At 59.2% G+C, this 10,671-nt stretch carries 11 protein-coding genes; 4 read left to right on the top strand and 7 right to left on the bottom strand.

Translation table 11 applies throughout. The annotated features are described in order from the left end of the window. Nucleotides 1-147: 147 nt before the first annotated feature. On the bottom strand, nucleotides 148-624 hold the full coding sequence (locus ACH2ED_RS02440) for a hypothetical protein (RefSeq protein ID WP_395088604.1): 477 nt from the start codon (nucleotides 622-624) through the stop codon (nucleotides 148-150). A gap of 180 nt (nucleotides 625-804) precedes the next feature. Here ACH2ED_RS02440 and ftsH point away from each other — a divergent pair, with 180 nt between their 5' ends. The 3 genes from ftsH to ACH2ED_RS02425 are packed head-to-tail and all read left to right on the top strand — an operon-like array spanning nucleotide 805 to nucleotide 4,381. Beyond that, the gene (gene ftsH, locus ACH2ED_RS02435) at nucleotides 805-2,802 is read left to right on the top strand and encodes an ATP-dependent zinc metalloprotease FtsH (RefSeq protein WP_395088603.1); all 1,998 of its coding nucleotides are present in this window, start codon (nucleotides 805-807) and stop codon (nucleotides 2,800-2,802) included. 58 nt (nucleotides 2,803-2,860) lie between these two features. After that, nucleotides 2,861-3,202 (top strand): hypothetical protein, encoded by a 342-nt coding sequence (locus tag ACH2ED_RS02430; protein WP_309697849.1) that lies wholly within the window; start codon nucleotides 2,861-2,863, stop codon nucleotides 3,200-3,202. Nucleotides 3,203-3,205: 3 nt separating this feature from the next. Beyond that, nucleotides 3,206-4,381: a glucoamylase family protein gene (locus tag ACH2ED_RS02425; RefSeq protein WP_395088602.1), complete on the top strand. Its 1,176-nt coding sequence runs from the start codon at nucleotides 3,206-3,208 to the stop codon at nucleotides 4,379-4,381. Here the strand turns inward: ACH2ED_RS02425 and nagZ are convergent. From nagZ to ACH2ED_RS02405, 4 genes are read right to left on the bottom strand one after another with little or no spacing between them, the layout of a single operon-like run. Further along, nucleotides 4,350-5,438: a beta-N-acetylhexosaminidase gene (nagZ, locus tag ACH2ED_RS02420; protein ID WP_395088600.1), complete on the bottom strand. Its 1,089-nt coding sequence runs from the start codon at nucleotides 5,436-5,438 to the stop codon at nucleotides 4,350-4,352. The two genes, ACH2ED_RS02425 and nagZ, sit on opposite strands and share 32 nt — an antisense overlap. A gap of 16 nt (nucleotides 5,439-5,454) precedes the next feature. Then, nucleotides 5,455-6,249, bottom strand: coding sequence for a pyrroline-5-carboxylate reductase (proC, locus tag ACH2ED_RS02415; RefSeq protein WP_395088599.1), 795 nt, complete (start codon nucleotides 6,247-6,249; stop codon nucleotides 5,455-5,457). Continuing rightward, nucleotides 6,250-6,792, bottom strand: coding sequence for a cell division protein SepF (locus ACH2ED_RS02410; RefSeq protein ID WP_395088598.1), 543 nt, complete (start codon nucleotides 6,790-6,792; stop codon nucleotides 6,250-6,252). It abuts the gene before it with no gap. 36 nt (nucleotides 6,793-6,828) lie between these two features. Further along, nucleotides 6,829-7,488 (bottom strand): YggS family pyridoxal phosphate-dependent enzyme, encoded by a 660-nt coding sequence (locus tag ACH2ED_RS02405; RefSeq protein ID WP_395088605.1) that lies wholly within the window; start codon nucleotides 7,486-7,488, stop codon nucleotides 6,829-6,831. Between the two features lie 154 nt (nucleotides 7,489-7,642). On the opposite strand from ACH2ED_RS02405, the gene ACH2ED_RS02400 reads away from it, so the two are divergent. Next, complete coding sequence (locus ACH2ED_RS02400) at nucleotides 7,643-8,365, top strand: hypothetical protein (protein ID WP_395088597.1); 723 nt, start codon at nucleotides 7,643-7,645, stop codon at nucleotides 8,363-8,365. Here the strand turns inward: ACH2ED_RS02400 and ACH2ED_RS02395 are convergent. Together ACH2ED_RS02395 and ACH2ED_RS02390 are read right to left on the bottom strand one after the other, a co-directional pair. After that, nucleotides 8,362-9,939 carry an amidohydrolase family protein gene (locus tag ACH2ED_RS02395; RefSeq protein ID WP_395088596.1) on the bottom strand — a complete coding sequence of 526 codons (1,578 nt, stop codon included), beginning with the start codon at nucleotides 9,937-9,939 and terminating at the stop codon, nucleotides 8,362-8,364. The two genes, ACH2ED_RS02400 and ACH2ED_RS02395, sit on opposite strands and share 4 nt — an antisense overlap. A gap of 7 nt (nucleotides 9,940-9,946) precedes the next feature. Then, a complete protein-coding gene (locus ACH2ED_RS02390) occupies nucleotides 9,947-10,660 on the bottom strand; it encodes a PEP-CTERM sorting domain-containing protein (protein WP_395088594.1) in 714 nt (237 codons plus the stop codon). Between the last annotated feature and the right edge of the window lie 11 nt (nucleotides 10,661-10,671).

Raw genomic sequence — 10,671 nt, 5'->3', positions numbered from 1 at the left:
TTTGCCTACGGCTCGGACGGAGCCTTTGGGAGTTAATCAAGAGGATTGCCTCATGGATTTCCCAAGAAGCCCCCAGCTTTAGCGGGGGGAGTCGTCACTCCGTACACAGAGCGATATCGCCAGGCTCCAGTTCTCGAAATTGCAGGCTCACTTTGGCTTGGCCTCAGTTAGTGAGAAGTGGTAGCGGCGGGGCGTGTCCTCCTGGAGGAGACTGCGCTGGTCTAGCTGTGCCACGGTCGCATAGTCCAGAATCCGAGGGGGGTGCGTTAGCCGTGCCAGAGGAAGTCCCAGTGGCTTCCCCCACCGCTCCAGGGGCGAGCTTGGTTGCCAGAGGCGCTTCTTGCCCAGGGTGCCCGACTCCTGGGTGCCGTCGTCGGCAAACCGTCGCCACTGCCAGCCCTCACGTGTCCGTCCTACCCAGAGCACCTCAGGCGGAAACGCCTGGGCGAGGCGTGGAGCAACCCCCTCCAAGCCGTCGCCAGAAAGTGCCCGCCACGGTGGTTCCCCTGTGGCATCGGAGATCCAGACAGCATCGGGCAGAGCCTCCCCCCGCCGTGCAAGCCGCTCCAGAAAGCGCAGCACTGCACCGGGTGACGGACTGCGAACAAAGAAAACCTCCTGCACAGCGCTGAGTATACCTTCTGTGGGAACCCTCTCGCGAAGGCGAGCGTACTTATTGGTACAGAGGGCGAGTGGAGAGAAGTGCCGCGAAGCCCAATAATGCTTGCGTGGTATAATACCCGTACTGTTGGCGGGGTGGCTCAGGCACTTTAGAGGCTCAGGCATCCCGAGGAGGCTTTCCGTTTGAACCGTACTTTACGGCTAGGTTTACTGGTTGTTTTCGCGCTCACCTTAGCGTTCTTCGTCAAGGTGACACTCTCGCGTACATCCTTACCCTGGTTCCCCCAACCGCAGCAGCTTGAATACAGTCAGTTCATTGAGAAAATCAACCAGGGCAATGTTATCGCTTCGGGGAATTTCCAAAAGAACATCTTTATCGGCAAGTTTGTCCCGACGCCCGGAGTTGCAGAGAACAAGGTTGATTTCCAGGTAACACTCATCTCCAGTGATGTGGAGAGAAGCCGCCTCAGTAAGCTACTTACTGAAAAAAATGTTCGGTTCTCCCAGATTCCCGAAGGCCCGATGGACTACCTTTTGGCATCTCTCTTCCCCATCCTGGCTCTCGTGCTGGGGGGCGTGGTGATCTACGTCATCTTTAGCCGCGCGGCCCAAAATGGCAACAACCAGGCATTGAATTTTACCAAATCACGGATCCGTCGCCCCAATGAGAACATCCCAAAAGTAACCTTCGACGATGTTGCTGGCGTGGACGAAGCGAAGCAAGAGCTCCAGGAAATCGTCGATTTCTTGAAGAATGCTCGTCGCTTCCAGGCGCTTGGCGCTAAGATTCCCAAGGGAGTTTTACTGCTGGGCCCTCCCGGTTCGGGCAAGACCCTGCTGGCACGTGCTATTGCAGGGGAGGCAGGTGTTCCCTTCTTCCATATCTCCGGCTCCGATTTTGTCGAGATGTTTGTCGGGGTGGGAGCTTCCCGTGTCCGCGACCTCTTTGACACCGCCCGGCAAAACCGCCCAGCACTCGTCTTTATTGATGAGATTGATGCAGTTGGTCGGCAGCGTGGAGCAGGCTGGGGCGGGGGCCACGACGAGCGTGAGCAGACCCTCAACCAGCTCCTCGTCGAGATGGATGGCTTTGATCCGAACTCGGGTGTTATCCTGATCGCTGCCACCAACCGCCCCGATGTTCTTGATCCCGCCCTTCTGCGCCCGGGACGTTTTGACCGCCGAGTGATGGTAGATGCACCCGACCAGAAAGGCCGTGAGGCGATTCTGGCCGTGCACACCCGTGGTAAGCCCATGGGCGATGACGTTAACCTGGAGAGCATCTCCAAGCGCACACCAGGCTTCGCAGGCGCTGAGCTGGCTAACCTGGTCAACGAGGCGGCAATCTTAGCCGCGCGCCGTGAGAAAACCCGTATCGAGATGGCTGAGTTTGAGGAAGCCATTGACCGGGAGATGATGGGCCCCGCCCGCAAGAACCGCCTGATGACTCCGGAGGCCAAGCGTCGAACTGCTATCCATGAAGCAGGTCATGCTCTCGTAGCGGAGCTGCTGGAGAATGCCAATCCCCTCCATAAAGTGACGATCCTGCCGCGGGGACGTGCCCTTGGGGTGACGATCACACTGCCCACTGAGGACCGCTACAACCACACCAAGGCCGAGATGGAGGACCGGATCGCCATGGCGCTGGGAGGACGAATCGCGGAGATCATCACCTACGGCCAAGACGGTGGCCTAGACACGGGTGCATCAAGCGACCTGGGTAACGTGACGGAGATCGCCCGCGCCATGGTCTGTGAGTTCGGCATGAGCGAGCGCCTAGGCAATCGCCAGATCGGCAAGCGCCACGGAGGAAACTTCCTTGGCCCCACCGGCATGATGGAGGAGCGGGATTACTCGGACGAAGTGGCTAAGATTGTAGACGAAGACATTCAGAGCATCATTGACCGCAACTACCAGCGTGCCGAGGATATTCTGCGCACAAACCGTATCGTCTTCGACCGGCTGGCCGATGCTCTTGTGGAGCGCGAGACCCTGGATCGCACCGAGTTCCTGGCCTTAATCCAGGATGCTATTGCCCCCACAACCGGCGGACGGAAGCCACAGCCACCGAGCAAGCCCCAGGAGCCACCCGCCCCGCCGGCACCATCGGAGCCCGGCGAACCCTCGGCGACGCGACCAAGTAACACACGGCCACCACGCCTCGAACCGGGCATGGCCTAAAAAGAAAAAGACTACCGCCGGGCGAAACGCTTCACCCGGCGGTATTATTTTGTCTGGTATGAACGAAGATCGCGTCCCCACAAACTACAAGCTCATTCGGCTTGTCCGCACCCAGAGCAGCGAGGTCTATCTCATCTGGGATGAAGACCGGCGCATCGGGCAGATTGACCTGCACTACGCCCATGACACGATCCACGGCACTCTACTTCTGGAAGTGGATCTGCCTATTGACCAGGAAGAGGGCCTCATCGCGCAGATAGATGATGATATTGCGCAGTCGTATCTGCCCAACTTCGACCGTGAGGACTTTCTGATCACCGTCTTCCGTGGCGAGGAGATCAGCAACTACACGGATACTTCCGGTGCCGCAGATGATGAACCCTTCGATGACGAAGACTAGCCGATGACGAAGACTGGCCTCTCTCTGGAAACACTTGCCCATCGTGCGTTTGACTTTTTCTGGCACGAGACACACCCGGAAACCGGGCTCACCAAAGACCGGGCAAAGAACATTGGAAAGGCCGACAGCTACACGGTGGCATCGGTTGCCGCGACAGGCTATGCACTCGCGGCACTCCCCATTGGAGTAAGCCGGGGCTGGGTAACAAAGACAGACGCCGAGCGACGCGCACTTCTGACTCTACGTTTCCTCAGCGAGGGAGTATCTCCCAACAAAGGTTTTTTCTACCATTTTCTTGACTGGCGAGAGGGCAAGCGGGTCTGGAGCTGCGAACTCTCCTCCATTGACTCCACGCTGCTCTTTCTGGGAGCACTGGCGACGGGACGCTTCTTTGGCGGAGAGTGCGCCGAGCGTGCCGATGCACTGGTAGCCAGGGCGGACTGGCGCTGGATGCAGAACGCCGCGTCCGCGCCGAGCATGGGCTGGAAGCCGGAGTCAGGCTTCCTAGAGGCACGCTGGACGGGCTACACGGAGGCGAGCTATCTCTACCTCCTAGCACTAGGTGTTCCCGAGCATTCCCTCCCACAGTCCGCCTGGGATGCCCTGACTTTCACCGAAAACTCTGCCGTGCCCGCTTTCTGGGCACAGATGACGCCGGGCTATGTCAACCTAAAGGGCCTGGAGGATCGCCAAGGGCGCGACTGGTGGAAAATCTTCACGCGCTCCCACGAGAAAAATATCGCCTTCTGTGCCCAGAACGCGGAGAAATATGTGACTTACCGCGAGGGCATCTGGGGCATCACGGCGTGTGATCAGCCTCCTCCCATTGGCTACGGTGCGCAATCCCCACGGGAAGGCGATCACGACGGCACGGTCGCACCGACGGCTGCCTTAGCCGGGATTCTCTTCGTTCCGGAGCAAACGAGCAAAGCCCTCGCTTCGCTCCAGCGGCGCTTCGGAGACAAAATTGCCGGGCGCTACGGCCTCTCCAACGCCCTCAACGCCGACAAGAGCTGGTTCGACACCGATGTGATCGGCATTGATCTGGGCATGGCGCTTCTTGCTTGGGAAAACTCCAAAACCGGTCTGCTCTGGAAGCTGGTCGGGGAGCATCCTTTTCTGCGGCGCGGGCTAGATGTGGCAGGCTTTACCGTGGCGCGTCCGCGCCAAGTGTCGTAACGGCCTGCTCATGTCGCCTTCCCCCAAGTAGTACAGGATCAAAAGGAAGGCTGGACAGGTTTGCTTTTGCCGCCTGTACGTGCGCCACGGCCTCATCGAGGCGAGCCCTCGGCAGCGCACCAGAGCGGGCGGCGGCAAGCAGCGTCTCGTAGGTTTCTTTTTGTCGCTCTAGCGTGTGGCAGACCAGCACCATATCGGCTCCCGCCTTGATCGCGGCCAGCGCGGCCTGTGCCGTTCCCCAGCCCTCAGCGACGGCTTTCATCTCCAGGCAGTCAGTGATAATCAGGCCCCCAAAACCCAGTGTCTCGCGGAGCAGGCCCGTGAGAATAGCGTGGCTCATGGTCGCGGGCACCTCGGTGTCTAGCGCAGGAAATAAGATATGCGCTGTCATCACCACGGGCACTCCGGCAGCGATTCCTGCCCGAAATGGCACCAGTTCACGGCTTTGCATGGTTTGGAGCGTGTGCTGCAGGATGGGTAGAGCGTAGTGTGAGTCCGTGGCGGTGTCACCATGGCCCGGGAAGTGTTTCAAGCAGGCCAGCATCCCCGCTGCACCGTAGCCACGCACCTGAGCCTCAACAAACGGGACAACTTCCGTAACCGTCGCCCCAAAGCTCCGGTCCCCTATCACGGGGTTAGTGGGGTTAGAGTTAATATCCGCCACGGGAGCAAAATTGGTATTCACGCCCACGCAGCGCAGCTCCAGTCCCGTTTGGTAGGCGGCACGATACGCCTCCTCGGGTGTCGTGAGTGCGGCGGCGGCTGGCATCCGAGTAAAGGGCACCGTGCCAAAGCGGGCTACACGGCCACCTTCCTGATCCGTTGCGATCAGTAGGGGAGTGCACGCTAGATTCTGGAGCTCGTCTAGCATGGCGCGGACGGCAACGGCATCAATGTGGGGCACGGGCTTCTGGCTTGTGTCATGTAGGTTGCGCCCCATCACAATCATACCGCCCGCGTGTAGCTCCTGGACACAAAAACGTGCCTGGTCGTCAAGTGCCGCGCGACCGTGCCAGCCAAAGCAACAGAGCTGCCCGACTTTTTCTTCGAGTGTCATCTGCAAAGCTCAAGTGTCATCTGCCCAGCTCAGCGGAGCGCTCGGTGGCGGTGCGGACGGCTTCCATGACAATTCCACGAAAGGCTGCCCTCTCCAGCACTGCGATTCCCGCCATCGTCGTGCCCGCTGGGGTCGTCACGGCGTCTTTGAGCTCCATGGGATGCTGGCCGGTTTCAAGAGCCATACGCCCCGCGCCGATCAGTGTCTGTGCGGCGAGCTGACGGGCAGCCGGTCGCGATAAGCCCATCAGTACTCCTCCCTCGGTGAGGGCTTCCAGAAAAAGATAGACAAAGGCAACCCCGGAAGCGGCGACGCCAACCACGGCATCCATCTGGCTCTCTGCGACTTCCAGGCAGAGCCCCAGTGCCAAGAAGAGCCGTACGACGGTGGCTGTCTGCTCCTCCGTGGCAAACTTCCCCCGACAGAGAGCCGACGCCGACGCGCCTATCTGGGCTGGTGTATTGGGAAGTACCCGCAGGACCGCCTGCCTGCCAGGCAAAGCCGCTTCCAGTGCACTCGTGGGGACACCTGCCGCCACCGAGACGACGATGCAACCTGGTGAGAGCGCCTCACGGATCTCCGTGAGCACGGAGACAAGCTGATAGGGCTTGACGGCCAGCAGGAGCACCTCCGCTCCTGCCACCGTCTCCGAGTTGGAGCCCGCCACACACGCGCCCAGCTCAGCGGCTAGAACGCGCCCCGAAGCCCGATCCGGCAGGGTGAGCTCCGCAGGAGCAACGAGCCCGGCACGCACCCAGCCCCGCAGAATCGCCCCACCCAATTTCCCCGTTCCAATAACGGCGAGATTCATCTACAGCCGGTCAAAGAACGGCTTGGGAGTCTCCCCGGGCTTGTCGGCATGGATCATGACATTGGCGGGCGTGAAGAGATACGCTCCCTCTGCGATCTTCTCGACGTACCCATCAAGTGCGTAAGTAACGCCATTGAGGAAGTCAATCAGGCGCTCGGCAACCTCAGGCGGGGTCTTCTCCAAATTAAGGATCTGGGGCTCCCCTTGCTTGAGACGATCAGCCGCTTTCTGGACATCGGCGAACGAACCCGCGGGCATAATAGTAATGGAACCATCACGCACCGTTGAGAGGCGATAAGTGGTATTACGAGTGGTCATGGCCGCTGGCATTGTAGTCGTCGTTGCTGTCGCTGTTGCGGAAGTGCCCGAGCGCAGTGCCTGGCTAGCACGCGGCGTAATTGGCTCAGGATCCTCAAACCCTTCGTCATCTTCCACTTCCGTGTGGGGGGGACGCAGGCCAAAGAGACTCCGTAGCCGCTCTTTAAACCCACCCCCGGCAGGTTCATCCTGCTCCTCGTCACGCTCGTAGGCGTTGTTGTACATTGATCCTCGCTCCTAACTCCAAAATTTATAACAGTGTTACACTACTGACGGACGCTGACCAAAAAGAGCTGTCCCGATCCGCACCAGAGTGGCTCCTTCGGCAATTGCCGCCTCAAAATCGCCCGACATTCCCATCGAGAGTACTTGCCTCTGTGCATCAGGCAACCCCTCGAAGAGCTGTCGCAACCGGGCAAAATGGGGTCGTGTCGCCTCCGCGTCCGCACAGAGAGGCGCCATTCCCATAAACCCAGAAAGTCGCAGGTTCGGCAGTACCGAAACCTGCTCACACAGCGCCAGTGCGTCCGCTTCAGTAACCCCTGCACGGTTCGCACTTCCCGCAAGGTTTACCTCCACAAGCACCGACAGCTCCTTCTGTCGCTCGACTGCCGCCCGCGAGAGTGCCTGGGCCAGCGAGAGACGATCCACAGTCTGTACCATCTCGAAGAGTGAGACAGCAAGCCGTGCCTTATTCGATTGCAAGCTTCCAATCAAGTGCCAACGAAGCTCGGACAGATCGCTCAACTGCGCACATTTTTCGTGCGCCTCTTGGACGTAGTTTTCCCCGAACTCACGCACTCCCGCTGCCCATGCCGCACGCACGGACTCCGCCGAGTGACGTTTGCTAACTCCTACTAGTGTGATCTCGTCGGGCGAGCGCCCCGCACGGGCTGCCGCCGCGATGATTCTTTCACGTATCTCTAAAACACGCTCAGTGATTTCAGCCTACACTCTCTTATGCGGGGCATTATAACGCAATGTGTTTATAAGTGTCAATGGCGATTGAACCTAAACAGCGAAAATAGCAGTAAGAACTATTGTTTGTCAAAAAAGATACGGTATCATTCCACCGATGCAACGTAAAACCTCTCCTACTGCGGTACCTAAGCTCACCGCTGAGCAAGTTCTCGATGGGTTCGTCAAGAACACGGGGGGCCCCGCCTACAACAAGCTCACCAGCTCCGTCGCGGTTGGCACCGTGCAGCTTACCGGACAACAGCTCGGCACCGTCGAAATAAAGAGCAAAGCGCCCCAGAAATTTCTTCTGCGCATGGTTCTCCCCAAGCTCGGGGAAGTCGCAACAGGCTACGATGGCAAAGAGGGTTGGGCCCGCGACCCAAACCTGGGCCTACGGCTCTTACAGGGGGAGGAGCTCGCTCAGCTCCGGCTACAAGCGCTCCAGAGCAGCGCACCGCAGAGCTGGCGTAGCTACTTTAAGAAAGTGGAGAACCTAGGGCTGAGCAAAGCAAGCACAGCCAGCTTCTACAAGCTACGTCTCTGGCCCAAAGACGGCAGTGCAGCAATCATTCAGTACCATCATGCCACTACGCTTCTTCTGGCACGTACAGACCAGGTTCAGGCAACTCCGCAGGGCAAGATCAGCACGCTCACCTACTTCAATGATTGGCGGCTCACCGATGGCATCAAGACGGCATTCCAGATGCGTCAGAAGAGTACGAACCTGGAGCTGGTGCTGACACTCACTCAGGTACAAAACAACCGACCCCTTCTTGTTCTTGACACTGACTTCGAGCGCCCCGCAGAAGCGCCCAATAAGCCTGCAAAAGTGCGCTAGCCGCCCCTGAGTAGCGCTTTTCCGGGCAACGCTCCCGTGTGCGCCCCGTTCTGAACCACGGCCTTGCCATTGACAAAAACCCACTCAATGCCGATGGAGAGCTGATGTGGGTCGGTAAAAGTCGCGCGATCAGAGATGGTGGCGGGATCAAAAATGACTAAATCGGCGAAGAAGTTTTCGCGTATCTGGCCTCGATCACGAAGGCGCAGACGCTCGGCGACGGCGCTAGTCATCTTGCGAATGGCGTCTTCCCAGGTGAGGAGGCACTCGTCGCGGACGTATTTACCCAGCACGCGCGTGTAGGTTCCGTAGGCGCGGGGATGCACGGGTGTGGCCTGAGTCGCGGGGTCGAGGCCACCCGCGTCGGTACTGATTTTTATCCAGGGCTGCTGGAGCTGGAGCCGCAGATTCTCCTCGCACATCGAGAAGAACACGGTACCAATGCGCTGGTTCTCCGAGAGAAGGAGATCTATGGTGGCGTTTGCCCAGTCGCAGCCAAGCTGCTCGGCGATCTGCGTGAGGCGCAACCCGATAAAGCGCCTGTTTTCGTCCTGCAAAAAACCGAGGGGCATGACATGGCCGCCCCGGTCGCTACTGGCAAAGTCGCCGGTTGCGGCTTGCGGTGCGCTCATCTCCGCGTGGATGCGACGGCGCATGGCGGGGTCGGCAAGGTTTTCGTAGAGGCGCCCACCCTCGTGCGCCCAGGTGGGAATCAGCACCGAGAGCCCTGTGCCGCTGGCGACATACGGGTACATGTCCGCCGTAATATCTATTCCTTGCTCTCGAAGCTCACTGATGCGTTCAATAGCGCGGGGCATCTTGTCCCAGTTACGCTCGCCCGACGCTTTCAAGTGGTAGATCTCCACGGGGCAGCCTGAGAGCTCCGAGAGCTGCGCAGTGGCCTCAATACTCTCCAGCAGGCCATCGCCCTCGGAGCGCAGGTGGACGATATAGAGCCCCCCGTAGCGCCCGACCACTCTGGCGCACTCAGTAAGCTGATGGTCGGTGGAGTAGGAGTCGGGCGGATAGATCAGCGCGGGTGCGATTCCAAATGCCCCCTCTTCCATCGCCTCCGCCGTGACACGGCGCATCTGCTCTAGCTGATCATCGGAAGGCACAGCGGCGTCCCAGCCACAAGCCCACTCTCGAACGCTGCCGCCACCGACAAAGCTACCCACATTCACGGAGACGCCACGGGCCTCGTAGTGCTTCAGCCAGTCTGAAAAGTGCCGCCAGGTCTGAGTGTCGCTCTGCCGCTCGGTTCGTCTGCCCCCAAACGGTGCGGGAGTCCAGAGCTCACCTAGAATCTCCGTCGTGACGCCTTGGGTAACTTTCGAGAGTCCCCGTCCCTCCGTAAGATAGGGATGGAGCGAGTGGCTCTGGATATCAATGAAGCCCGGACAGAGAACCTTGCCCGACGCACAGAGCACCTGAGTGGCATTCTCCCGAGGAAAGTGCCCCGGTGCAGTCACGGCGACAATGCGCTCCCCCGCCACGGCAACATCGGCGTAAAAAAAGGGATTGCCCGTGCCATCCATGACACGGGCATCTGTAATGAGAAGATCAACTCTCACGTCTCAGCTACTTACGACGGCACAGCAGCGCCAGCCCGCCCAGAGTAGCCAGTGCCAGTGCGCCGGGCTCAGGAATCGCATTTCCCGGCCCGCCCCCAGGACCCGTGACCGCCACATTGTCAATCGCCCAGGACTCATCAGAAACACCCTGGAGATTCTGCCCCTCAAATGTCAGGACTACCGTATCGCTGGCCGCCGTGAACTCTATCTGCGGATTAGAAACGGCATCGAATCTGTAGAGGGAGTAGCCATCGAAGATCCCATAGACATCCGCGTTTGAGAACTCCGCTCCCGTGCCCGGCACATTGTTCGCGACACCAATCGAGTTTCCTGGTGAAAAAGACTGATTGGAGCCAGCCACATTGGAGAATGTTGTCTCCACCAGCACGCCCCCACCAGCCATCACGCGCCAAATATCCGGCCCGACAACTCCATCGTTGCCATCCCAAGAGCCCTTCACGAGAAGATCCAGGGTCAGATCGTAGAGAGTCCCAGGAACCAATCCGGTTAGTGTCAGGGTAGTGGCCAGATTATCAGAGAACAGCCCGAGAAACTGCGAGGTCGCTCCCAGAGCATTCGTCGTATTAGGATGGCTAACGAGCCCCCCTACGGTAAAACCACCCTCCGTTGCCTCAAAATCGTTGGCGTAAACGATCTGTGCCCGTGCACCACCTGCTAGTGCGAGGGTTGCTAGCGCCGTAAGAAAAACCTTGTTGGTCATGATTCCCACTC

This window comes from Armatimonas sp., assembly GCF_043757465.1.
Taxonomy (GTDB): Bacteria; Armatimonadota; Armatimonadia; order Armatimonadales; family Armatimonadaceae; genus Armatimonas.
Note: the sequence above shows the minus strand (reverse complement) of the source record. Positions and strands in the feature narration are given on the sequence as shown.

Bases quoted from the DNA above. Each gene is read 5' to 3' on its own strand.
- ACH2ED_RS02430 (WP_309697849.1), top strand. From the start codon at position 2,861: ATGAACGAAGATCGCGTCCCCACAAACTACAAGCTCATTCGGCTTGTC.
- ACH2ED_RS02425 (WP_395088602.1), top strand. From the start codon at position 3,206: ATGACGAAGACTGGCCTCTCTCTGGAAACACTTGCCCATCGTGCGTTT.
- nagZ (WP_395088600.1), bottom strand. From the start codon at position 5,438: ATGACACTCGAAGAAAAAGTCGGGCAGCTCTGTTGCTTTGGCTGGCAC.
- proC (WP_395088599.1), bottom strand. From the start codon at position 6,249: ATGAATCTCGCCGTTATTGGAACGGGGAAATTGGGTGGGGCGATTCTG.
- ACH2ED_RS02410 (WP_395088598.1), bottom strand. From the start codon at position 6,792: ATGTACAACAACGCCTACGAGCGTGACGAGGAGCAGGATGAACCTGCC.
- ACH2ED_RS02400 (WP_395088597.1), top strand. From the start codon at position 7,643: ATGCAACGTAAAACCTCTCCTACTGCGGTACCTAAGCTCACCGCTGAG.
- ACH2ED_RS02390 (WP_395088594.1), bottom strand. From the start codon at position 10,660: ATGACCAACAAGGTTTTTCTTACGGCGCTAGCAACCCTCGCACTAGCA.